This is a genomic window from Methylosoma difficile (genome assembly GCF_054657615.1).
Window position 1 is genome coordinate 511,134 of record NZ_BAAHYJ010000001.1, and the last position, 24,604, is coordinate 535,737.

Genomic DNA, 24,604 nt, shown 5'->3' on the forward strand with positions numbered 1-24,604 from the left:
AACTGGACCGCACATGCCCAAGAATCCGCCCGAAATTGTTGCCGCCTTAGACTTAGGTTCGAACAGCTTCCACATGATTGTTTGCAGCCTGCACAACGGGCAATTACAAACACTAGACAGCCTTAAAGAAATGGTGCGCCTCGCTTCTGGTCTCGACAAAGACAACCTACTCGACGAAGCCGCCCAACAACGCGCGCTCGCCTGCTTGGAACGCTTCGGGCAGCGTATCCGCAACTTTCCGCCGGGCAGCGTGCGCGTGGTGGGAACAAACACACTCAGAACGGCAAAAAACATCCAAGGCTTTTTGCAGTCCGCCGAAAAAGCCTTAAACCATCCTATCGACATCATTTCCGGCATTGAAGAAGCGCGCATGATTTACATGGGCGTGGCGGGCAGTTTGGGCAATATCCCCGGCTTGCGCTTAGTGATTGACATTGGCGGCGGTAGCACCGAATACATTATCGGCTCGGACAGCACGCCGCACGACAAAGAAAGCCTGCACATGGGCTGTGTCACCGTCAGCAAGTTGTTCTTCAAAGACGGCAAGCTTTCAAAAGAGGCCATGAAAAAAGCCGTGTTGTTCGCAGAACAAGAACTGGAACCCGTCGAACTGCGCTTCCACTGCGAACACTGGGAACAGGCCATTGGCGCATCCGGCAGCCTGCGGGCCATCGCGCGCGTATTGGCAGCGGCGGGCTGGTGCAACAACGGCATCACCCGCGAAGCCTTGGAGCGGCTGGTGAACCACATCAGCAATTGCAGCCACGTCAGCGAGATGAATTTGCCAGGGCTGGATACCGAACGCCTGCCGGTTTTCCCAGGCGGTGTCGCCATCGCCTACGCCAGCTTCAAAACGCTGGGCATCGAGCAAATGACCATCTCCGACGGCGCGTTGCGGGAAGGTCTGATCCAAGATTTGTTGGGGCGTATTTACGACCACGACATCCGTGCCGCCACCGTACAAACGGTCGCGGAGCGTTACCATATCGACCAAGCCCAAGCCCTGCGCGTCAAGCACACGGCGCAAGCCTTCCTGACGCAATTTGATGAAGAGGCTTACCCGTTCAACAACGAAACCGCTTGGCAATTTTTGGCATGGGCGGCTGATTTGCATGAAATAGGCCGCGACATTGCCCACAGCGGCTACCACAAACACAGCGCTTATATCATTGAAAACGCCGACTTAGCGGGTTTTTCCAAACAAGACCAACTGCTGCTGTCCGCCATCATCCGTTCACATCGGCGTAAATTTGCCTCAGCGCGCTTTAGCGAACTGCCGGCACCTTGGAACAGCCATGCCGCCTTGCTGACCTTGCTGTTGCGTTTATCCGTCTTGCTGCACCGCAACCGCCATGAAGAAGATTTGCCAGATGTTAAAATTACTTTGGCAAAAAACAAACTGACTTTGGCTTTCCCTAAAGGCTGGTTGGCACAATCACCGCTGACGCTCGCCGATTTGAACTTGGAATCCGAATACCTGAAAGCCGCCGGCTATAGCTTGACCTTCTCTTAAGGCTTATGAAGTTACTGCTACGCATTTTGGCCTACAGCCTGATTGCGCTCACGCTTTTTTGCGCCAGCATCGTGCTGTTTGCCGTTAGCGATGAACCGGATGTGCAATTGGGCTGGACGCTAAGCCCCGATAAAATAGCCCGCGCCAAGAAAATCCTCCACGAAGGCTCCAAAACCAAACCGGATGAAATCGGCACTATCGAGCTAAGCGGCGACGACCTCATCCTGGCTGCCAATTATTTACTTAACCGCTACAGCAAAAGCGCGGTGGACATTTCACTTAAAGAAAATAAGCTGAAATTTATTGTCACCACCACCTTGCCCAAAAATAAGCTGGGCAAATACCTGAACATCACCTTGCGCCTAGGCAATGTGGAAGGACACCAATTGCCCACCATCACCAAATTTAAGGCCGGCAGCTTGCTGCTGCCATCTTATCTGGCGGCGCTTGCCATTGATTGGGGCATCAGCCATTCGCAACTGAACAACTACTTTATTCTCGCCACCCGCCCCATTAAGGCGGTGGACATTAGCGCCGAAAAAATTGTCATTACCTACTTTTCCAGCCGCGAATCGCTCATCCAAGCACGCAACTTTTTGACTTACAACGGCGAAAACCCGCCGCCCGACATTTATCGGGAAAAACTTGCCGAAGCCATCGCCAAGCATGACCCCAAGTGGCGTCTGTCCTTAGCGGAACTGCTGCAACCCTTGTTTGCCTTGGCTTTGCAACGCTCGACACCGGAAACCGCTGTCGCCGAAAATCGTTGGGCAATTGCTGCCGTCAACGATTACATCAACCGTTTCGATCCTGAACAAACAAGGCATGCGCCTTATCATCCAGTTTTTCTCTATAAACGTACCGACTTGGCCCAGCATTTCGTCAGCTCGGCAGCCATTACCGCGTCAGTCAGCGTACAAGTCTCGGAAGCTGTTGGCGTAGAAAAAGAACTGCACGATGCCCAAGGCAAAAGTGGTTTTAGTTTTGTCGATTTGGCTGCCGATAAAGCCGGCACACGATTTGGCTTAATGGCAACTGCGCCGGAAAGCGCCCAGAAGTTTCAGCAAGCTATGGCAAATATCAAGGACTATCAAGCCTTTATGCCAGACCCTAGCGATTTGCCCGAACACATGAGCACAGAAGAATTTGCCAAGCGTTTTGGCTCAACACAAAGTGCTGAATATCAAAAGCTTTCACAAGAGATTGAAGCAAGGATTGCGGCTGCGCCCATTTATGGGCAATAACCGCCAGAAACGGAAGAGGGGCAAAAAAACGATTTTTTTGCCCCTCGAATAGACTTGCTTAACGGGCCTTGGAAAAAGAACCAAAGCCAGCGGCTAAAACCCGCTTAGTTAAAGGTTTTGCCTGGTGTGCCTGGCAAAGTTGGCATGGTCTGTTTAGGGAACTCGCCGGTCAAACCGTTCAAGAACGCAACAATATCAGCCACTTCAGCATCAGTCAGGTCTTTGTTCAACTGCGACTTGCCCATTACTTCAACCGCTTTTTCCAACGTTTTGACCGAACCGTTATGGAAATAAGGTGCCGTCAACGCGATGTTACGTAAGGTTGGCACTTTCCAAAGATGTTTGTCGGCGTCGTTTTTAGTGACTTCAGCCAAACCTTTGTCTTGTTTGAAATGGTATTGCGCGGCGAAGAAGCCGTTTTCAAACACAGGGAAACGTTGGAACATGCCCGCACCGTTAAATGCTGGGCCACTGTGGCAGCTGGTGCAGCCCAATTCTTGCATTTTTTCCATACCGCGCACTTGTTGTTCAGTCAGCGCGTGGGTTTCGCCTTTGACATAACGGTCGTAAGGACTGTTGGGTGTAATCAAAGTGCGCTCGTAAGCGGCAATGGCTTTGGTGGCGTTGTCTTTTGTGATGGAATCCGCACCGCCAAAGGCTTCGTCAAAGGCTTTTTTGTAGCCGCCGATTTCTTTCAAACGGACAACCACGTCATCCCAGCTTTTCATACCCATTTCGATCGGATTGGTGACCGGGCCTGCTGCTTGGGCTTCCAAGCTTGGCGCGCGACCATCCCAGAATTGCACAGTGTTAAAGGCAGCATTCCAAACGGTTGGCGCACTACGCCCACCTGTTTGACCGTTAACGCCCATCGAGTTAGGACGATTGTCTTCACCGCCCAACATCGTGTTATGGCATGAAGAGCAAGAAACCGTGCCAGTCGATGACAGGCGTGGGTCGTGATAAAGCATTTGCCCTAAGGCCACTTTGGCGGGGGTAGTTTCGTTGTCAGCCGGTGCAGTGGCTTCGGTTGGTAAAGCTTCCCATGCAGAAGCAACAGAGACAGAACCGGCTAATGCCAATGCAGTAACCAATAAGCGAATTTTGAACATAACCATTCTCCAAATTTTTATTATTAAAATAGTGTTAATCAGGGCGGCATCAGCCCTGCTATATCTGTTCGGGCAGATTGGTTTGATGCCGCTTTTAACTTGTATACCCGCTTGAATTGTAAAATAGATTACTCACAAGATACAATGAAATTACCATGACGGCACAATGCCGCAAGTTCACGCACGCCAAATCCGCCAAGGCAAGCGCCCTAGGCGTCACCATCCAAGGTTTGTAAGATTTTCTCGCGGATCAACGCCTGTTTGGCCTCATCATTGATAGGTTGGGCATTCATATCAGTGATGTAAAACATATCCTCCACGCGGCTGCCAATCGTGGTGATTTTTGCGCTGTGCAGGTTAATGCCTTGCTGGATAAAAGCCCGACCGATTTTTGACAACAATCCGGCGCGATCCGTGGTAATCAACTCCATCACCGTATGCCGGTTAAGGCCATCCGCCTGAAAACCAATACTGGTTGGAATAGGGAAATGCTTGGCTTGGCGGGATTGGCGATGGATGTTGCGGCGTTCCAATACCTCATGCTTAGCCAAATTGTGGCGCAGCGAGGCGCAAATATGTTCTTGGCGGCAACTGTCGTTAATGGGTTCGCCCGACTGTTCCAGAATTTGGAAACTGTTCAGCACATAATCGTCTTGCGTGGTCATGATGCGGGCATCGAGGATCGACAAGCCCAACTGATCTAACGTCGCCGTGCTGAGCGAGAAGATGGCGCCTTCGTTTTTGGTGTAAACAAACACCTCGGCACTGCCACGCTGGGTCAGTGGGCGGAACAGCACCAATGGCAAATCTTCGCTACCGCAGGTGGCAATGGCTTGACTATGCCAAGCGATTTCATCGGCGCTGTAACGCAGGAAATAATCATCAGGCGCGAATTCCCATGTGGCATCAATCGTGGCTTCGTCCATGCCCAATTTAAGCAGCTCATCCTTGGCTTCCCTTTTGTTTTCGCGCAGACGATCCGCTATCGCCGCCGGATTTTGCAAGCCTTTGCGCAACACGGCTTGCGTTGATGTGTACAGCTCCCTGAGCAAATAATCTTTCCAAGAATTCCACAATTCCGGACTGGTGGCGCGGATGTCCGCCACCGTCAGCAAATACAAGTGGTTGAGGTAGTTGACATTGCCCACTTGGCAGGCAAACTCATGCACCACATCGGCATCGCTGATGTCTTTGCGCTGCGCGGTCATCGACATCATCAAATGGTTGCGGACCAACCAAGACACCAATTTGGTGTCCTGCACTGACAAGCCATGCTGGCTACAGAAAGCAGCGGCAATATCTTCGCCGATGGAAGAATGGTCACCACCCATGCCTTTGGCGATGTCATGGAACAAAGCCGCCAAATACAACACTTCCGGCTTGGGGATCAACTCGAAAATGGTTGAGCAGAACGGCAATTCTTGGGCATGTTCGGTCATTGAAAAACGCCGCAAATTACGCACCACGAACAGCGTATGCTCGTCCACCGTATAAATGTGGAACAGGTCGTACTGCATTCTGGCGACAATATTGGCGAATGATGGCAGATACGCCGCCAGCACACCGTAGCGGTTCATTCGCCGCAACAAATGGGTGATGCAGTTGGATTGACGGAAAATTTCTATAAAATATCGGTTAGCCGTTTTGTTGGCACGGAATGCATCATCAATCAGATACAGGTTTTTGCGGATCAAGCGGATGGTGGTGGCGCGCACGCCCTGCAAGCTGGCATTTTTTTGCAACAGCAAGAAAATTTCCAGCAGCAGCAGCGGTTCACGCTCAAAAACCTCATCATCAACCGCTTCCAAATAGCCATTGATGGCAACAAAATGGTCGTTGATGTCAACCGGACGACAGCCTGTTCCGGCCTCGCCGCAAACAAAACGTTCATTGAAGAGCTGCAAGAGCATCTCATTCAGCCGTTCCAAGCCCTGCACCGTTTTAAAATAAAACTGCATGAACTGTTCGACCGCTTGGTTGTTGCGTTGCTGTTCGCCACCAAAACCGAACTGGTGGGCCAGATCGCGCTGGTAATCAAAAATCAAGCGGTCTTCGCCGCGCTGGGTCATCACATGCAAGGCATAGCGGATACGCCACAAGACATCGCGGGCGGCAATCAGCTCGTTGTATTCCGATTCCGGCATAAAACCGTATTTAATCAGCTCCTTAAGCGTGGATGAGTTGTAATGGCGCTTGAACACCCAAGCCACCACCTGCATATCGCGCAAACCGCCCGGGCCTTCTTTGACATTCGGCTCCAAGTTATAAGCGGTGTCGTGGAATTTACTGTAGCGCTGGCGTTGCTCTTCCATTTTGGCGGCAAAAAACAAATCGGAAGGCCAGATTTTGTCGGGGGAAGTACGGTCTTTCAGCTCCTCAAAAAGCCGGTAATTGCCTTGCAGCAGACGCAACTCCATCAGGCTGGTCATCACCGTTTGCTCGGCCAGCGCGGTCTGTAGGCATTGTTCGATCGTGCGGACGCTCTGCCCCAATTTCAGGCCAATATCCCAAAGGAAGGTAAACAAACCGCTTAATGCTTCCTGAAACGGGGCGGTGTCGCCAGTATCCAACAAGACAACAATATCCACGTCCGAATAAGGGAACAATTCGCGGCGACCATAACCACCAACGGCAATCAAACACAACTGCGCGGCGTGTGGGCCCAAGTAATGCTGCCAAGCCGCCGATAATAAGCCGTCGATAAAATCCGACTTTTCTTTCAGTAAGTCGGAAACCGAATTGAACGGGTCAAACCTTTCCTGCAGCTCAGCATCCTTTTGTTTGAGCAGTTGCTTAAAGGCAGAAACGCTGTCAGTCTGCGCGAACAAGGCTTGATAATTATCCATGGGTTACATTTCTTCTTTGCGTAGGGTAAGAATTTCATAGCCCGTGTCAGTGACCAGCACGGTATGCTCCCACTGCGCGGACAGGCTGCGGTCTTTGGTGACCGCCGTCCAACCATCCGCCAGCACTTTGACATGGCGTTTGCCCAAGTTAATCATCGGTTCGATGGTGATTATCATGCCAGCATCCAATGTCTCCCCGGTTCCCGGCTTGCCGTAATGCAGCACTTGCGGCTCTTCGTGAAATTTTTTGCCAATACCGTGTCCGCAAAACTCCCTAACGACTGAATAACGGTTGCTTTCGGCATGCTTTTGGATGGCGAAGCCAATATCACCCAAGGTTGCGCCAGGCTTGACCTGCTCGATGCCTAAGAACATTGACTCGCGGGCTATTTTTACCAAGCGTTTGGCGTGGGCGCTAACATCACCGACACAAAACATCATACTGGTGTCACCGTGATAGTCGTCTTTAATGACCGTAATATCAACATTGACAATGTCGCCCGATTTAAGCTTTTTTTCGCAAGGAATGCCGTGGCAAACCTGCTGGTTAATCGAGGTGCAAATCGACTTGGGGAAACCGTGGTAGTTGAGCGGCGCAGGGATAGCCTGCTGTTCGTTGACGATGTAATCGTGGCATATTTGATTCAGCTGGTCGGTGGTTACGCCCGGCACAACATACGGCACAATCATTTCCAGCACTTCAGCCGCCAAGCGTCCGGCAACACGCATTTTTTCAATTTCAGCGGCAGTTTTTATTACGATGCTCATGTTTCTTAGCTTAAGGATGGCTCTGTCTAGTGATAATACCGCCTGAAACCCAGTAATACGCTCAGGCAATTTCGCTGAGTTTAACAGAGATTGGCTTGTTGTAAAAAGCTAATTATGGTATAAAGCTAAGTTCATTTTTTAATTAATACTCACGTTTGTCGTCACGTTTAGCAGGGTGCTGGCTCATTTAACGATGTTGCCGGTTGCTGATCGGGGCAAGCGGAGGCTCAACCCAGTCGGGCGCTATCCCGGCAATCATCTTAGGAGAAATAAATGGCAGCTGTATCCATGCGTCAAATGCTTGAAGCGGGCGTCCACTTTGGACACCAAACCCGTTACTGGAACCCCAAAATGGCTAACTACCTTTTCGGTTCACGTAACAAAATCCATATCATCGATTTGGAAAAAACGCTTCCATTGTTCAACGACGCAATGAACTACTTGGGTCAAATGGCCGCAAACAAAGGCACCATCTTGTTTGTTGGCACTAAAAAAGCGGCCCGTAAAGTGGTTGCCGAAGAAGCCGCTCGTTGTGGCATGCCCTACGTCAACCATCGCTGGTTGGGCGGCATGATGACCAACTTCAAAACCATCAAAAAATCTATCGCACGCCTGAAAGAATTGGAAGCGATGAAAGCAGACGGCACACTGTACCAACGTTTCGGCAAAAAAGAAGCTTTGGGCATGGAGCGCGAGCTGGAAAAATTGGAACGCAGCTTAGGCGGCATTAAAGACATGAAAGGCATCCCTGATGTCATCTTCATTCTTGACGTAGGCTACGAAAAGAACGCCATTGGCGAAGCCAAAAAATTAGGCATCCCCGTGGTCGGCATTGTCGATTCCAACAACTCACCAGAAAAAATCGACTACGTCATTCCTGGCAATGACGACTCTATCCGTGCCGTTAAGTTGTACTGCGAAAGCGTGTCAGCCGCCATCTTGGAAGCCAAATCAGCCACTTTGAGCTTATCAGCCAAAGCCGATGATTTTGTTGAAGAAGCCGCAGCAGAATAATTTGAATAATGGCGGGCTGTGCCTGCCAAGCAGTTAAAAGCAAAGAACGCCTCCTTTTGGGGGCGTTTTTATAGTGACGACACCATTAGAGGAAACAATCATGAGTATTACAATCAGCGCAGGCATGGTAAAAGAACTGCGCGAAAGAACCAGCTCCGGCATGATGGAATGTAAAAAAGCCTTGGTTGAAGCCAACGGCGACATGGAATTGGCGATTGAAAACATGCGTAAAGCCGGTTTGGCGCGCGCCGACAAAAAATCCGGACGTATCGCTGCCGAAGGCATCATTGGCGTTCAAGTCAGCGGCGACGGCAAAACCGTTGCGATTGTTGACATCAACTGCGAAACTGACTTCGTTGCCAAAGCCGACGACTTTGTTGGTTTTGTTAAAAACGTCACCGAAGGCTTGTTAATCGCCAACATCGAAACTGACGAACAATTATTGGCAATGCCTTTAGGCGATGCCACCGTTGATGAAGTGCGTCGTGGCTTGGTATCAAAACTGGGCGAAAACATCACCATCAGACGCTTCCAAAAATTCCAAACCGAAAACGGCGGCACCGCCTGCTACCTGCACGGCAGCAAAATCGGCGTTATCGTCGAATTGGCAAAAGCTGACAGCGACTTAGGCAAAGATGTTGCCATGCATATCGCCGCTTGCAAACCTGAGTGCGTCTCTGAAGACCAAGTGTCTGCCGAATCCATCCAAAAAGAAAAGGAAATCTTCAGCGCACAAGCGGCTGAAAGCGGAAAACCTGCTGAAATCATTGAAAAAATGGTCATGGGCCGCATCAGCAAATTCTTGGCGGAAATCACCTTGAACGGTCAACCTTTCGTTAAAGACGACAAAGTCACCGTCGGCAAATTAGTTGCCAGCAAAGACAATGCCGTGATCCGCTTCAGCCGTTTTGAAGTCGGTGAAGGCATCGAGAAAAAAGAAGAAAACTTCGCAGAGGAAGTGATGGCGCAAGTACGGGCCCACTAAATTCCGACCCGCCACAACGGAGGTATCAAAACAGCCGTTGTGGCAACACGACAAACTCCGTGGTTACCCCTTAAACTTTGACCCCTTACCCTACAATGACCCAACTGATCTGTAAGAGAATTTTACTTAAGCTAAGCGGTGAAGCGTTAATGGGCGAGTCAGGCTCAAGCATTGATGCTGGCATAGTCAAACGACTGGCCATTGAAATTAAAGAATTATGTGATGCGGGCCTGCAAGTGGGCTTGGTGATTGGTGGCGGCAACATCCTGCGCGGCTCGCAACAAGCTTCCGAAGGCTTGGACCGAGTCACCGGCGACCAAATGGGCATGTTGGCAACCGTGATTAATGCGCTAGCCATGCAAGATGCCTTGGAATTCTTAGGCCAGCCTGTGCGGGTCATGTCCGCATTAAAAATCAACCAGGTCTGTGAAGACTACATCCGCCGCCGCGCCGTCCGCCATTTGGAAAAAGGCCGTGTTGTGGTATTCGCTGCCGGTACCGGCAACCCATTTTTCACCACCGATTCGGCAGCCAGCCTCAGAGCCATTGAAATCAATGCCGATCTGATGATTAAAGCCACCAAAGTCAAAGGCGTTTACTCAGCCGATCCGCACAAAGTTGCCGATGCCGTGCTGTACACCCGCTTATCTTATGACGACGCCCTAGACCAACGCCTTAACGTGATGGACACCACCGCCTTGGTACTGTGCCGTGACAACAATGTGCCGATGCGGGTCATGAATATTTTTGAGTCGGGCGCTATTATGCGGCTCATGCAAGGCGAGGACATCGGTACGCTAATTGAGAAAGGAACAGAGCAATGATTAACGACATTCAAAAAGATGCCGCCACCCGCATGGGCAAAAGCATCGAATCCGTAAAACACGAGTTTTCTAAAATCCGTACCGGACGGGCGCACCCTAGCTTATTGGATCAGATCAGCGTCAATTATTACGGCACCGACAGCGCCTTATCGCAAGTTGCCAATATTGCCGTTGAAGATGCCCGCACCTTATCTATTACACCTTGGGAAAAACCCATGGTGCAAGCGATTGAAAAGGCCATTTTAAAGTCTGACTTAGGCTTAAACCCTGCCGTTAACGGCATGGTCATCCGCATTCCTTTGCCGCCGCTGACGGAAGAACGTCGCCGCAGCTTGGTCAAAGTGGTAAAAAATGAAGCGGAAAACGGTCGTGTGGCTATTCGTAATATCCGCCGCGATGCCAATTCGGAAATTAAAGACGCTTTAAAAGAAAAGCTGGTTTCCGAAGACGAAGCCCGCGCTGGCGAAGAAAAAATCCAAAAGTTGACCGACCAATACATTAAAGAAGTCGAAAAGCTGCTGGAAGCCAAAGAAGCCGATTTGCTGTCTTTGTAAATCGAGACCCGTTCATGTCCAGTGATGATATAACCCCCTCCGAACCCAGCCTGCCCCGCCATATTGCCGTCATCATGGACGGCAACGGACGTTGGGCACAAAAACGCTTTATGCCGCGTGCTTTCGGGCATCAGGCGGGGGTCAGCACTGTCCGAAAGATGGTCGAATATTGCGCCAAACGGAAAATCGAAGTACTCAGCTTATTTGCATTCAGCAGCGAAAATTGGCGACGCCCTGAAGAAGAAGTCTCGTTGCTGATGAGCTTGTTTTTGACTACCCTGCAAAAGGAAGTCGACAAGCTTGACCGCAACAACATTTGCCTGCGCTTCATCGGCGACCGCACGGCCTTTGCTGAAGCACTGCAAAAAAAGATGAGCGAAGCCGAAGCACAAACCCAACACAACACAGCCCTCACCTTAGTAATCGCCGTCAACTACGGCGGTCACTGGGATATGTGCCAAGCCGCCCAAGCTGTATTCGACAAAATGTCCCGTGGCGAACTGCCAAAACAAACAATTGATGCCAAGCTCATCAACCAGCATCTAGCCACCCAAGGCATACCAGACCCTGATTTATTCATCAGAACAGGCGGCGAACAGCGCATCAGTAACTTTATGCTCTGGCAACTGGCCTACACGGAAATGTATTTTACCCCAACTCTTTGGCCTGACTTTGACGAGCAAGCGATGGCTACCGCTATTGCCAGCTTCCAAAGCCGGCAACGGCGCTTTGGCCACACCGGCGAACAAATCGCCAACCAATCCGCCAAACCTTAAACCTAATAACCCCGAACTTAAAGCTATGTTAATACAGCGAATCATCACCGGATCAATCATGGCAGCCCTGCTCGCCTTCGCGGTACTTAATTTTTCCGCAGAATATTTTTCCCTTGTTTTAGGCGTACTGATCCTTCTGGGTGCATGGGAATGGGCATTTCTGGCTGGCCTTAACGCCATCTACCAACGGGTTTTGTTTGTCTTGCTAACGCTACTGCCCATTCTGGCCATCCAGTTCTGGACACAAATTTTAGAACTGATTTCGCAAACCTTTGATTGGACAGAAGTCCGTACCTATTCGGGCATTTTGGAATGGCTGGTTATACCGCCCGTGATCTTCTGGATATTAATCACGCTGCTGATCCGCAACTCACCACAAGGCATTTTGGCTTTGCGTCCCAAAAGATGGCAAAAAGCGTTCATTGGCTTTTTTATCCTTATTTCCTGCTGGATGTTCATCGCCCGCCTCAGAGCCTTCTACGGCGCGGAAATGACCTTATATTTCATGATGATCGTTTGGATAGCCGACATTAGCGCCTATTTCACCGGTCGCAAATTTGGCAAAAACAAACTTTCGCCCGACATTAGCCCCGGCAAAACCGTTGAAGGCATGTTCGGTGCATTAATTTCCGGCGCGTTAAGCGCGGTGGTGCTAAGCTTGATTTACGGCTTCCCCATCATCATCGCTTCAGATTTTGTCCTGCTGTCCACGTTAACCGTCTTGATCTCCATTTACGGTGACTTGTTCATCAGCATTGCCAAACGGCAACGCGGCGTTAAAGACAGCGGTACGTTGTTGCCAGGTCATGGCGGCATTTTAGACAGGATTGACAGCGCCATCGCCGCCGCCCCCCTCTTCTACGCTGGCGTTTACTTAATTTACGAGCAAGTTTCATGAAAGGCATCTGCATACTCGGTGCGACCGGTTCTATCGGCGTCAGCACCTTAGACGTCGTCGGACGACACCCCACCCTTTACAAAGTCGTTGCCTTAACCGCCAACACCAATATCGATACCTTATTTGAGCAATGCCTCGCGCATCGCCCGCAAGTTGTCGTCGTCGTCAACGAAGCCAAAGCGGCGGCATTTAAAAGTCAACTGGTCGGCACGGCAATTGCCGATATGGAAGTCTTAGCAGGCGCAGAAGCACTCAGCCAAGTGGCGACCATGCCGGAAGTCGACTCAGTAATGGCAGCCATTGTGGGTGCGGCGGGTCTGTTGCCTACGTTGGCAGCCGCCCAAGCGGGCAAAACGGTGCTGCTCGCCAACAAAGAAGCGCTAGTCATGTCTGGCGATATTTTCATGCAAGCGGTCGCCCAATCAGGCGCTCTATTGTTGCCTATCGACAGCGAACACAACGCCATTTTCCAATGCATGCCTGCAGGTTACCAAACCGGCAGCCGCGCAGTAACGGCACGGCGCATTTTGTTGACCGCATCAGGCGGCCCGTTCCGGCAAATGCCTTTGGATCAGCTGCCTAGCGTCACGCCAGCACAAGCCGTCGCCCATCCGAATTGGGATATGGGCAAGAAAATTTCTGTCGATTCCGCCACCATGATGAACAAAGGCTTGGAAATGATCGAAGCCTGCCTGTTGTTCAACATGCAGCCCGAGCAAATCCAAGTGGTGATCCATCCGCAAAGCGTGATCCATTCCATGGTCGATTACGTCGACGGTACGGTGTTGGCGCAAATGGGCAACCCTGACATGCGCATCCCCATTGCCCATGCCTTGGCTTCGCCTGACCGTTTCGATTCCGGTGCCGAACCACTAAATATCTTTAGCGTGCGATACATGGATTTTGAAGAACCTAATTTCGAACGCTTCCCTTGTTTGCGGTTAGCTTATCGGGCCATTGGCGCAGGCGGGATTATGCCGACCACCTTAAATGCCGCCAACGAGATTGCCGTAGAAGCCTTCCTGAATGAACTAATCCGCTTTACCGACATCCCAATCGTCATTGAACGCTGTATGGACGCGGTTGCAGCCACCCCTGCCGATAGTCTGGAACTGATTCTGCAAGCCGATCAACATGCCAGAGCGTTAGCACACGAGATCATTAGCGGACTCACACAATAATGGACATCTTTAACACCCTTTTTTACTTCATCATCGCCATTGGCGTCTTAGTTTCTTTTCACGAATTCGGACATTTTTGGGTTGCGCGTAAATTAGGGGTTAAAGTCCTTAAGTTTTCCGTCGGTTTTGGCAAGGTGCTATGGTCTTACCAAAAAAAACCGGACAGCACCGAATACGTCATCTCCGCCATTCCGCTCGGCGGCTTTGTCAAAATGGTCGACGAACGTGAAGATACGGTTGATCCTGAAGATTTGCCTTACGCCTTCAACCGCCAACCCGTTTGGGCAAGAACCGCGATTGTCGCCGCCGGTCCTATTTTTAACTTGGTCTTGGCAGTGGCCTTATTCTGGAGCGTGTTGGTCATTGGCGAAACGGGCATCAAACCGATTATTGGCACGATCAAAGCCAACACCTTAGCCGCCCAAGCAGGTTTTGCCGAAGGCGACGAAATCCTCAGCGTCAACGACCGTGCCACCCCCACTTGGACAGAAGCCATGACCGTACTGGTCACTTCCGCTCTCGATGGTGAACATGAATTCAAAATTGCCGTTCAAGACCGCAACCAGCAACAAAGCGTCAAAAACTTATCGCTAAGCGACGAAGACAGCAAAACCCCCGATGGCCTTTACGAACGCTTGGGTTTTCAACCTTGGTCGCCGAAATTGCAGCCCATTATTGGCAACATCTTGCCCGACAGCGCCGCCTTAGCCGCCAACTTAAAAACGGGCGACTTGATTATCAGTGCCGACGGCAATGCCATTACGGAATGGATACAATGGGTGGACTATGTAAAAAGCCATCCCAGCAAACCTATCAGTTTGTTAGTCCAGCGCGAAGGTCAGTCTTTACCAATCACCATCATTCCTAAAAGTGTGACCGTAGGCGACAAAACTGAAGGTAAGATTGGTGCGGGCGTTAAAGTACCCGAAGATTTGCTTAAAGCCGTTACCGTCGAATATTCATTATCGCCGCTGGCAGCCATTCCCGAAGCCTGCAAAACCACGTATTTTTACGCCAGCACCACCTTAGCCATGATGGGCAAAATGCTGATCGGCAAAGCGTCGGTAGAAAATCTCAGCGGCCCCATCAGTATTGCCCAATATGCCGGACAATCCGCCCACATGGGATTAACGCCATTCTTGAAGTTTATGGCCTTGGTCAGTGTCAGCTTAGGCGTACTCAATTTGTTGCCGGTTCCTGTATTAGATGGCGGACACCTGATGTTTTATACCATTGAAGCCATCAAAGGCAGCCCGTTGTCCGACAACGTGCAACTGTTCTACCAAAAAATTGGTATGGCTTTGTTGATGACCCTCATGGCCTTAGCCATGTTTATGGACATCAACCGTTTGTTCCAATAAACCGCCCTCGCTGTTTTGGCTATCCAATCCTGATCTAAACCTACTTATACGCAACCGAGAACGCCATGAAAAAATTTATCCAGATTGCAGCCTTATCGCTGATGTCCATCGCCGCGACGGTCAGCCATGCCAATGATGATGCGATCAAAGCATCCATCACCAAATCCATGCCTGCAGCAAAAATTGGCGACATTACAGAAACCCCGCTCAAAGGCATTTATGAAGTGTCCATAGGCGCGGAAACCATTTATATGTCAGGCGACGGGCGTTACGCGTTTCAAGGCCATTTGATTGACCTTGAAGGAAAAAAAGACTTAACCGAAGAAAAACTAAGCGCCGCCAGAAAAAAAGCGATTGCCGGAATTGGCAACAACATGATCGTTTTCAAACCTAAAATAGCCAAATACACGGTCACCATCTTCACCGACATCGACTGCGGTTATTGCCGTAAACTGCATTCAGAACTCGACACTTACTTGGCGGAAGGCATCACCATCCAATATTTGTTCTACCCAAGAGCCGGTAAAGATTCTGAGTCTTACCACAAAGCCGTTGCCGTTTGGTGCGCCAAAGACCGCAATGCCGCGTTGACCGCCGCCAAAAAAGACGAAAAATTGGACATGAAAACGTGCGAAAATCCGGTTGACGAACACATGAAATTGGCAGAAATGTTCCAATTAAGAGGCACGCCAATGATCGTCACCGAAAAAGGCAACACCTACCCAGGCTACATGCCCGCCAAACAATTGCTGGAAGCGTTGCAAGCGGAAGAATCTAACTAAAAGCAAAGATCACCGACGGGGTACAAATCGGTTTTTGTACCCCAATCCCGCCTACAACAAGCTTTTCAACTTGTACAACAAATCCAAAGCCTGCTTCGGGCTTAACTCATCGGGTCTGACATCCTCCAGCACACACACGGCGGGGTGATATTCTTTAGCCGCAAACAAATCCAACTGGTTGACTCCCGTTTCCGACTGCTTGCCTAGGTAGGCATGGTCTTCCAGCTCCTGCAATTTGGCCTTGGCCTTGTCAATCACCGAACGTGGCACGCCCGCCAAAGCCGCCACTTGCAAACCATAACTTTGGCTTGCCGGACCTTCTTTGACGGCATGCAAAAAAATGATTTTATCGCCATGTTCAACCGCGTCGAGATGGATGTTGTGGATGGATTTTTGCTCATCGGCAAGCGTGGTCAACTCAAAATAATGGGTGGCGAACAGCGTAAACGCGCGGGTTTGTTTAGCCAAAAAATCGGCACACGCCCAAGCCAGCGACAAACCATCGAACGTGCTGGTGCCCCGACCAATTTCATCCATTAAAATCAAACTGTTGGCAGTGGCATTATGCAGAATATTAGCCGTTTCCGACATCTCCACCATAAACGTTGAGCGCCCACCCGCCAAATCGTCCGACGCGCCAATACGGGTAAAAATCTTGTCGATCGGCCCACAGGTCATGGCCTTGGCAGGCACAAAGCAGCCGACATGCGCCATCAGCACAATGATCGCCGCTTGGCGCATATAAGTCGATTTACCACCCATGTTAGGACCGGTAATGATTAACATCCGCCGTTGGTTGGAAAAGGCCAAATCGTTCGGCACAAATGGCGTGTCCGAAAAACGCTCGACCACCAAATGCCGCCCCCCGTCTATCTGCAAGCCCGGTTTGCCCGTCAATTCAGGTTGCGCCAAATTAAGGGTATCGGCACGTTCGGCAAAATTAACCAGCACATCCAATTCCGCCAAACCTGCCGCACAGGTTTGCAAGGCGCTTAAAGATTCGGCAAGGGTTACCAACAACGCCTCGTACAACTGCTTTTCGAAAGCCAAAGCTTTTTCCCGCGCGCTCAGCACTTTGTCTTCAAAGCTTTTTAATTCTTGGGTAATGTAACGTTCTGCGCCTTTTAGGGTTTGTTTGCGGGTGTAGTGAGCGGGTACTTTTTCGGCGTGCAAGTGCGATATTTCAATATAAAAACCATGCACGCGGTTGTAATTGACTTTCAGCGTACTGATGCCCGTCGCGGCTTTTTCGCGGTTTTCCATATCCAACAGATATTGGTCGGCATTTTGGCTAAGATTGCGCAATTCGTCCAAATCGGCATGATAACCGCTTGCCAATACACCACCATCGCGGATCAGCACCGGCGGGTTGTCGATAATCGCCCGTTGCAATAAATCCAGCATCACCGGTTGTGTACCGATCGCTTGGCTGAGCAAGCCCAGTTGCGGATTGTCGCTACCGGCGAGGGTTTGCTGCAGTTCGGGCAATACAGCCAAAGTATTGCGCAACACCAGCAAATCACGGGGACGTGCCGATTTTAGGGCGATGCGCGAGCTGATGCGCTCAATATCACCGACTTGCCGCAGAACGCCCTGCAAGTCTTGCTGCAAACCGTCATTTACCAAACTGCCGATGCAGGTGTAGCGTTGTTTCAGCACGTGTTGGTCGCGCAAAGGCCGGTTCAGCCAGCGCCGCAAACAACGGCTGCCCATTGCCGTGGCGGTTTTGTCCAACACACCAAACAAGGTGTATTGCAACTGCCCGGTCGGGTGGTAATCCAATTCCAAATTTCGGCGGCTGGCGGCATCAAGAGCAATACCATCGTCGGTATTTTCGATGCGGATGCCTTGCAAATGCGGCAACGCGCTTTGTTGGGTGTCTTTAACGTATTGCAACAACGCGCCCGCAGCAGCGATGGCAACGGCAAGGTGTTCGCAGCCAAAGCCTTGCAAATCATGGCAATTGAACTGCTTTAACAATAATTGCCGCGCACTGGCTTGTTCAAAATGCCAAGGCGGCCTTTTGCTGATGCCGCTGCGTGGCTTGAGCGCAACAGGCAAAGTTTGGTCGTCAGACCAAAGCAGTTCCGCCGGATTCAAGCGGCTAATCTCGCTGATTAGCGCATCTTCCGAAGCCAGTTGCTGTAACACAAAACGACCGCTGCCCAAATCCAAATGCGCCAAACCGAAGCCGCCATCAGCGGCAACACTGACCGCCACCAGCAGATTGTCTTGGCGGTCTTCCAGCAAGGCTTCGTCAGTCACCGTACCGGGCGTGATGATCCGCACTACTTTACGTTCAACTGGGCCTTTTGAGGTGGCTGGATCACCGATTTGTTCGCAAATGGCGACCGATTCGCCTTGCTTGAGCAATCTCGCCAGATAACCTTCGGCAGCATGGTAAGGGATGCCCGCCATGGCAATCGGGCTGCCTGCCGAATGGCCTCGGCTGGTGAGGGTGATGTCCAGCAGCGTGGCGGCTTTTTTGGCGTCATCGAAAAACAATTCGTAAAAATCGCCCATTCGGTAGAATAACAAAGTGTCGGGATATTGCGCTTTAATCGCCAAAAACTGTTGCATCATTGGCGTGTGCTGCTCGGCAGCTTTGGGTTTTGTGGTCATGCAATCAAAAGTGGATAACGGCAATGGAAAATGGCTTAGAGGCGTTAGCCCGCCAACTGGGTGAGCAATTGTTAGCTAAACAACAAACAATGGCAACAGCGGAATCGTGTACCGGCGGCTGGATAGCACAAACGCTGACAAGTATCCCAGGCAGCTCGGCTTGGTTTGATCGTGGTTTTGTCACTTACAGTAATGCCGCCAAAATTGACATGCTGGGGGTTGACCCGCAAATAGTAGATACATCTGGCGCGGTCAGTGCAGAAACAGCATTGGCAATGGTAACAGGAGCCTTGGCGCACAGCACCGCTGACTTAGCCGTTGCCGTCACCGGTATTGCCGGCCCTGGCGGCGGCTCGGCAGAAAAACCCGTAGGCTTGGTATATTTGGCGTGGCAATGGCGAGGTGATGCGCCTGTCGTCGTAGCGAAGCAGTTTCAGGGAGACCGTCAGCAAATCAGGTTACAAACGGTAGCAACAGCATTGGCAGGCGCACTGGCATAATGCACGATACGCGAGGTTGATAATCAATCAGGAAGGCTAGGCAATTCACTTTTGGCTTTTCAAACTATTTTTAAAAGCCAAATTCAGATTCATCAAAATCGTCAAATTGTTCTCTTAGGCGTTTTTTCTCCCAATAGATTTCAATTTTTCTGCGGGCATCCCTTTTGACGCCTTCTTCTTCAACCAATCCTTCTGCTAAAGGAAAGTCACCTGCTTCAAAGATTTCGTCATCGTCATGCTCAAGTTCAGCAGAACTTGACGGCGTGACTTTCGGTGCTACTGATTTAACGGGTGTTTTAGACATTCTTCATCTCACGGTAATAAAATTGCTGCTATTTAAATATTATAAGATAGGCAAGTAAAGCAAAATAAGCGGGCAATTTAGCTATTAATTATCAACAAACCGCACGCCTACAACAAGAAGCTGAACTTGATCTTGCCATAAGCCCCCATCAACATCACGCCAATAAGCGAGGGAATGCAACTATAAGCGCAATACGGAAAAAGTCTAGTTCATCCACACAAAAGTGTCATGGTAATGAATACTTTTCGACCTTCATATGAAGAGGGCGGTTCAAGGATTTTTCAAGTGGGACGAAGATTGTTTTTATATTATTCGTTAAAAGCCGCGTCAACAATCGGCAAGCCGATAACCAATACCGGCTTCAGTCAGCAAATAGCGAGGGTGGGCGGCATCATGCTCCAGCTTTTGCCGCAGCTGCCCCATATAAATGCGGACATAATGGGCGTGTTCAACATACGCAGGCCCCCAGACCTGCAGCAACAACTGCCGATGCGTAACCACTTTTCCAGCATGATGGATAAGCGTCGCCAGCAAACGGTATTCAATAGGCGTCAGATGAACCTCCTCGGCGTTGAGGTGAACCCTGCGCCGCGCCAAATCGACGCGCAAATCGCCGACACTAAAGACGCTGCCAGCCCCATCTTCGCCCTGCACTTGCGCGGCATGGCGCAAAGACACCCGGATACGCGCCAGCAATTCGCCAATACTGAACGGCTTGGTCAGATAATCGTCAGCGCCGCTATCCAAAGCCAAAACTTTATCGTTTTCTTGGCTGCGTGCCGACAGCACAATCACCGGCAAAGCCGACCATTCGCGCAACTGTTTGATAACGGCGATACCGTCCATTTGCGGCAAGCCTAAGTCGAGGATCAGCAAATCGGGCTTGCGCAAGCCAATCTCCACCAAACCGCGCTCGCCGGTTTCGGCAGTAAACAGCTGAAAACCCTGTGCGCCCAAACTGGTGCGCAAAAACCGGGTAATTTGCGGATCGTCTTCAATCAATACAATCGTGGTTTTATGCTGCGTCATGGGGCAAATCCGGCAATAGGCTGGCGTGGATGTCGGGCGGCATGTCTTCAACCGGCAAAATAAAAAAGAATTCCGCGCCACCGCCATCGCGGTCTTTAACGCCCACAATACCGCCATGCGCTTGCACAATCGCCTTGCTAATCGACAAGCCCAAACCAACGCCACTTTGCGTGCCTTCGCGTTTAAGCTGATAAAACTTATCGAATAGCCGCTCCTGCTCAGCGAGCGGCACGCCCGGCCCGCGATCAGCCACCGATATTTTCAACGTGTGCGGCGTCAACACTCCATCAATTTCAATCGGACTGAGCGGTGGCGTATATTTACAGGCGTTCTCCAGCAGATTAACCAATACTTGTTCAATTAAGACAGCATCGAGACGCACCAAAGCCTGTGCTTTTGGCAAATGCACCGCCACCGGACGGCCTTGCAGCACTTTGTTCAAGCGCGTTAAAGCACTGCCGATCACCTCATCAACCGGCAGCCATTGCCGGTTAAGCGGCACATGTCCGGCATCCAAGCGTGCCATATCAAGAATATTGTTCGCCAGACTCGACATCCGAAGCGCTTCATCGTAAATGGTCTGGCTCAATTCGTGGCGGTCTGCCGCCGACAACCGACCAGATTCTTCAGTCAAGGAACTGGCAGCCCCCACAATCGAGGCCAACGGTGTCCGCAAATCGTGGGAAATGGCACTCAACAACGAATTGCGCAGCGATTCCGACTCGATTTTGACTTGCGCCAACTGCGCGTCTTCCATCAGCCGCACCCGCTCAATCGTTTGAGCGATTTGGTTGATGAAGGTATCCAACAAACGCCGTTGTTCGGGCAAAAATACCCGCCGCAAATTTGCCGCCTGCAAAGCCAACACCCCCAACACGCCATGAAAGCCGGTCATCGGAAAAAAGACCGCATCGGTACCCGGCAAAGTATCCGTGCCTTGCCCGGCAATTTGTCCGTGATCGAACACCCACTGCGCCACGCTTAGATCGCAACCTGTCAACGAGGCCGACAGCGGCGCTTCTAACGGATAAGCGATACGCCCGCCATTGCCATCGTCCAGCGGCAACAATATAACCGTCGTGCCGCCAAATTCAGCCTTGATGTGTTTGACGGCAATCTTAGCCGTGTCACTGACCGTACGGCTGGTTGCCAACTCTTCGCTCAGCGCGTACAAGACGCGGGCGCGACGCTCGCGATGAGCAGCAACTTTCGCTTGCGAACGCATATTGGTCGTCAAATGGCTAATCGTCAGAGCAACCAGCAACATAATGGCAAATGTCACCAAATATTGGGCATCAGCAACAGCAAAGGTATGGACAGGATCGACGAAGAAAAAATCAAAAGCGACAACACTGAGGACAGATGTCAAAATCGATGCCTCGCGCCCGAATTTGGCGGCAGCCACGACAACGCCCAGCAAATACACCATGACCAAATTGGCAAGTTCAAACCGCCCTGCCATCAGCCACGCCACTAAGCTGGTACAAAATGTCATCAATAAAGCCCAGCCGCTATTGACGAGGTTCCAACGGTGTTTGCCGCGCCCCCAAGGATGGACGACAGGGGAAGCAGCAGGGGTTAAAGGTTTATCTTGAGGACTGCCTAACAGGTATATGTTGATATTGTGAGCTTCGGCAATCAAGGTATCGACCACCGACCCCAATAACCAGCGCCGCCAGCCGCGCCGATTGGGTTTGCCCAGGACGATTTTGGTGACATTACGGTTTCTGGCGAAATTAAGGATTTCTTCGCCCATGCTGGGGCCTGATAAGGTCACGGTTTCTGCACCGAGCTGCTCAGCCAAACGCAACAAGCGTAAGACGGCATCGCGGCGTTCGGCGGGTAGGCGTTGCAATTCGGGCGTTTCCACATACAGCACGATCAGTTGTGCGTGCAGGCTAGCGGCAAAGCGCTTGCCCGCCCGTACCAAACGTTCCGCAATCGGGCTTGCGCCAATACAGACCAAAATGCGTTCACCGACTTGCCACACTTCGCGGATGGCGTGGATGTCACGGTAATCCTGCATTTGCGCATCGACGCGCTCGGCGGTGTAACGCAAAGACAGCTCGCGCAAGGCAATCAGATTGCCTTTGCGGAAAAAATTCTGCATGGCCCGCTCGGCTTGTTGATGCCCATAAACTTTGCCTTCTTTTAGGCGCACCAGCAAATCATCGGGCGGCAAATCAATCAATTCAACTTCATCCGCCAGTTCAAAAACCGTATCGGGAATGGTTTCCCAAACTTGTACGCCAGTGACTTGGCTGATGTCATCATTCAGGCTTTCCAGATGCTGCACGTTGATGGTGGTGTAGACATTGATGCCCGCGTTAAGCAATTCTTCAATATCCTGCCAGCGTTTCGGATGGCGGCTACCAACGATGTTGCTGTGCGCCAGTTCATCCACCAATACCAAAGCCGGGCGACGTTTCAGTGTGGCATCCAAATCAAACTCGCGCCAGACTTTGCCGCGATACTGCATTAGCTTGGGCGGCAGGCTATCCAAATTATGCAAGAGATTGGCGGTGTCTTGCCTATCATGGGTTTCGACAAAACCCACCACAACATCCACGCCTTCCAAACGTTTGGCATGGCCTGCCTGTAGCATTGCATAGGTTTTGCCCACGCCTGCCGCTGCGCCGAAGAAAATTTTCAGCCGTCCATGTTGGCGTTGGTTTTCCTCGCGTTCTACGCGGGCGAGCAGGGCATCGGGATTGGGGCGGCTGGGTTCTGTCATCTCAGTTTTACTGCATCAATTAAGGCGACCCTCTAAGGCCAAATTCAATTTCAACACATTGATGCGCGGTTCGCCCAAAAAACCAAATTGCCTGGCTTCAGTGAATCGTGCCACTAATGCTTCCACTTGCGCGACTGGCAAATGCCTTGCCATTGCCACGCGGTGCGCCTGATACAACGCCGCTGCCGGACTGATATGCGGATCTAAGCCACTGGCGGAAGCCATCACCAAATCAGCCGGAACCGCCCCGGTTTGGCTGGGATCGGCAGTGTGCAAATGCTCGATACGCCCTTTGACCGCTTCAATTAAGGCCGGATTGGTCGGCCCCAAATTTGAACCACTGGACGCTGCGGCATTGTAGGCAGGCGAAGTCGCCGAAGGCCGTCCCCAAAAATAACCCGGGCGGGTAAAGTTTTGCCCGATTAATACCGAGCCAAACTGTTTGTCATCCTTTGTCAACAAACTGCCGTTAGCTTGATAAGGGAAGAAAACTTGTGTGCTGATCGTGACTAACAGCGGGTAAACAATACCTGTTAATACGGTGAATAGCAGCAATAAGGATAAGGCTGGTTTTAAGGTGATTTGCATGGTAATTTTCCAATTGCTTAGTTAAAACCTATAGGATGTGCTGAGGCACGAAGCGCATCGTTCGCGTTTTACCTATCGTGGCTCAATCTAGCTTGGGGACTTATAGTTTTTTGAAAGTAAAACTGTAAGAATATTCCCTAAGTTCAAGGTTTGGTACTAACTTAGCGGCACTTACGACACGGCGATGAAAGCTACTCGCCACCAATATTCCTCTCACGGCTTTATTTTCTTCTTGTTGCAAGGACACCATGTAGTCCAATATTTGGGCAATACTTTCAGGCTTTGCCTCGCCTGCTTTCAGCTCAATGGCAACCAATCTCTGTTCTCTGTCTTCGGCCAAAATGTCAATCCTACCTCCTTCTACCGATTTTTCCTTGCCCCCATCTATTATTTTGAAGCCGACTTCCAATTGCTCGATGTTACGACGAAGCGCCATCTGCAAATCACGCTCTAGGCCAAAGAGAATTTCTTCGGCTTCTTCTTCCGGTGAGTTTTCCAAGGAAATGGGTAACTCCAATCGGTAGCCTTGATAATGTGGATTGATTGTGGTGTTCATGTAATCGAATACTTTGCCAGGATTCGACATTTCCATATAGTTACCTTCTTTTGAATCTGGCGTTCTTGGGTTCTTATAATTTCCCTCAACATCCAAAAACCAGTCTAATTGGGTATGTTCAAGACGCGCAATTTGATTTTCTTGCATCAAAGTAAGCAAGGGAACTACGCTTATGTTTTTTAGTTGGTTCGTTTCACCTCTTAAAATGCCCCGTTCCTTGAGTTCCTGTACGGTAAATTCGTTAAGAAAATCGTGCGCGTTTTTCGTTGTCATAATTTATTCTCTAGTTTTAAATATTTACAGATGATAGGTTTTTTAGGCACTTTATTTCAGTTATTAGGATGTGCCGACGATAGGAGGAGTATCGTTCGCGTTTATTAGTTACGCGAATGATGCGCTTCGTTCCTCAGCAC

General features: G+C 50.6%; 21 protein-coding genes. 12 read left to right on the forward strand and 9 right to left on the reverse strand.

Translation table 11 applies throughout. The features are described from left to right. Positions 1–13: 13 nt before the first annotated feature. Entirely contained in the window at positions 14–1,513 is a 1,500-nt protein-coding gene (ppx, locus tag ACYQ1O_RS02465) for an exopolyphosphatase (RefSeq protein WP_459990045.1), read from the forward strand. 5 nt (positions 1,514–1,518) lie between these two features. Next, the gene (locus tag ACYQ1O_RS02470; protein WP_459990046.1) at positions 1,519–2,757 is read left to right on the forward strand and encodes a hypothetical protein; all 1,239 of its coding nucleotides are present in this window, start codon (positions 1,519–1,521) and stop codon (positions 2,755–2,757) included. 104 nt (positions 2,758–2,861) lie between these two features. Here ACYQ1O_RS02470 and ACYQ1O_RS02475 read toward each other — a convergent pair whose 3' ends face one another. The 3 genes from ACYQ1O_RS02475 to map all read right to left on the reverse strand — a co-directional run bounded on the left by ACYQ1O_RS02475 (position 2,862) and on the right by map (position 7,483). Next, a complete protein-coding gene (locus ACYQ1O_RS02475) occupies positions 2,862–3,869 on the reverse strand; it encodes a cytochrome-c peroxidase (protein ID WP_459990047.1) in 1,008 nt (335 codons plus the stop codon). A 209-nt stretch (positions 3,870–4,078) separates the two neighbouring features. Then, positions 4,079–6,715, reverse strand: coding sequence for a [protein-PII] uridylyltransferase (glnD, locus tag ACYQ1O_RS02480; protein WP_459990048.1), 2,637 nt, complete (start codon positions 6,713–6,715; stop codon positions 4,079–4,081). A 3-nt stretch (positions 6,716–6,718) separates the two neighbouring features. Continuing rightward, positions 6,719–7,483: a type I methionyl aminopeptidase gene (gene map, locus ACYQ1O_RS02485; RefSeq protein ID WP_459990049.1), complete on the reverse strand. Its 765-nt coding sequence runs from the start codon at positions 7,481–7,483 to the stop codon at positions 6,719–6,721. Positions 7,484–7,756: 273 nt separating this feature from the next. Here map and rpsB point away from each other — a divergent pair, with 273 nt between their 5' ends. The 9 genes from rpsB (at position 7,757) to ACYQ1O_RS02530 (ending at position 15,858) form a co-directional block, all read left to right on the forward strand. Continuing rightward, positions 7,757–8,497: a 30S ribosomal protein S2 gene (rpsB, locus tag ACYQ1O_RS02490; protein ID WP_459990050.1), complete on the forward strand. Its 741-nt coding sequence runs from the start codon at positions 7,757–7,759 to the stop codon at positions 8,495–8,497. 100 nt (positions 8,498–8,597) lie between these two features. Continuing rightward, a complete protein-coding gene (gene tsf, locus ACYQ1O_RS02495; protein ID WP_459990051.1) occupies positions 8,598–9,482 on the forward strand; it encodes a translation elongation factor Ts in 885 nt (294 codons plus the stop codon). A gap of 95 nt (positions 9,483–9,577) precedes the next feature. Continuing rightward, complete coding sequence (gene pyrH / locus ACYQ1O_RS02500) at positions 9,578–10,306, forward strand: UMP kinase (protein ID WP_459990052.1); 729 nt, start codon at positions 9,578–9,580, stop codon at positions 10,304–10,306. Then, a complete protein-coding gene (gene frr / locus ACYQ1O_RS02505) occupies positions 10,303–10,860 on the forward strand; it encodes a ribosome recycling factor (RefSeq protein WP_459990053.1) in 558 nt (185 codons plus the stop codon). The genes pyrH and frr overlap by 4 nt, the downstream gene beginning before the upstream one ends. A gap of 14 nt (positions 10,861–10,874) precedes the next feature. After that, the gene (gene uppS / locus ACYQ1O_RS02510; protein ID WP_459990054.1) at positions 10,875–11,636 is read left to right on the forward strand and encodes an undecaprenyl pyrophosphate synthase; all 762 of its coding nucleotides are present in this window, start codon (positions 10,875–10,877) and stop codon (positions 11,634–11,636) included. Between the two features lie 25 nt (positions 11,637–11,661). Then, a complete protein-coding gene (locus ACYQ1O_RS02515; RefSeq protein ID WP_459990055.1) occupies positions 11,662–12,534 on the forward strand; it encodes a phosphatidate cytidylyltransferase in 873 nt (290 codons plus the stop codon). Beyond that, entirely contained in the window at positions 12,531–13,715 is a 1,185-nt protein-coding gene (gene ispC / locus ACYQ1O_RS02520) for a 1-deoxy-D-xylulose-5-phosphate reductoisomerase (RefSeq protein ID WP_459990056.1), read from the forward strand. Before ACYQ1O_RS02515 ends, ispC begins: the two co-directional genes overlap by 4 nt. Then, the gene (gene rseP / locus ACYQ1O_RS02525; protein WP_459990057.1) at positions 13,715–15,076 is read left to right on the forward strand and encodes an RIP metalloprotease RseP; all 1,362 of its coding nucleotides are present in this window, start codon (positions 13,715–13,717) and stop codon (positions 15,074–15,076) included. Before ispC ends, rseP begins: the two co-directional genes overlap by 1 nt. A gap of 65 nt (positions 15,077–15,141) precedes the next feature. Beyond that, the gene (locus ACYQ1O_RS02530; RefSeq protein ID WP_459990058.1) at positions 15,142–15,858 is read left to right on the forward strand and encodes a DsbC family protein; all 717 of its coding nucleotides are present in this window, start codon (positions 15,142–15,144) and stop codon (positions 15,856–15,858) included. 51 nt (positions 15,859–15,909) lie between these two features. Here ACYQ1O_RS02530 and mutS read toward each other — a convergent pair whose 3' ends face one another. After that, positions 15,910–18,480: a DNA mismatch repair protein MutS gene (gene mutS / locus ACYQ1O_RS02535; protein ID WP_459990059.1), complete on the reverse strand. Its 2,571-nt coding sequence runs from the start codon at positions 18,478–18,480 to the stop codon at positions 15,910–15,912. A gap of 23 nt (positions 18,481–18,503) precedes the next feature. Here mutS and ACYQ1O_RS02540 point away from each other — a divergent pair, with 23 nt between their 5' ends. After that, complete coding sequence (locus tag ACYQ1O_RS02540) at positions 18,504–18,980, forward strand: CinA family protein (RefSeq protein WP_459990060.1); 477 nt, start codon at positions 18,504–18,506, stop codon at positions 18,978–18,980. A 70-nt stretch (positions 18,981–19,050) separates the two neighbouring features. On the opposite strand, the gene ACYQ1O_RS02545 is transcribed toward ACYQ1O_RS02540, so the two are convergent. The 5 genes from ACYQ1O_RS02545 to ACYQ1O_RS02565 form a co-directional block, all read right to left on the reverse strand. Beyond that, the gene (locus ACYQ1O_RS02545) at positions 19,051–19,284 is read right to left on the reverse strand and encodes a PA3496 family putative envelope integrity protein (protein ID WP_459990061.1); all 234 of its coding nucleotides are present in this window, start codon (positions 19,282–19,284) and stop codon (positions 19,051–19,053) included. 327 nt (positions 19,285–19,611) lie between these two features. Beyond that, entirely contained in the window at positions 19,612–20,313 is a 702-nt protein-coding gene (locus ACYQ1O_RS02550; protein WP_459990062.1) for a response regulator, read from the reverse strand. Continuing rightward, positions 20,300–23,047 carry a DUF4118 domain-containing protein gene (locus ACYQ1O_RS02555; protein ID WP_459990063.1) on the reverse strand — a complete coding sequence of 916 codons (2,748 nt, stop codon included), beginning with the start codon at positions 23,045–23,047 and terminating at the stop codon, positions 20,300–20,302. The genes ACYQ1O_RS02550 and ACYQ1O_RS02555 overlap by 14 nt, the downstream gene beginning before the upstream one ends. 15 nt (positions 23,048–23,062) lie before the next feature. Beyond that, a complete protein-coding gene (gene kdpC / locus ACYQ1O_RS02560) occupies positions 23,063–23,635 on the reverse strand; it encodes a potassium-transporting ATPase subunit KdpC (protein WP_459990064.1) in 573 nt (190 codons plus the stop codon). Between the two features lie 100 nt (positions 23,636–23,735). Further along, the gene (locus tag ACYQ1O_RS02565; protein ID WP_459990065.1) at positions 23,736–24,464 is read right to left on the reverse strand and encodes an endonuclease NucS domain-containing protein; all 729 of its coding nucleotides are present in this window, start codon (positions 24,462–24,464) and stop codon (positions 23,736–23,738) included. Positions 24,465–24,604 lie beyond the last annotated feature (140 nt).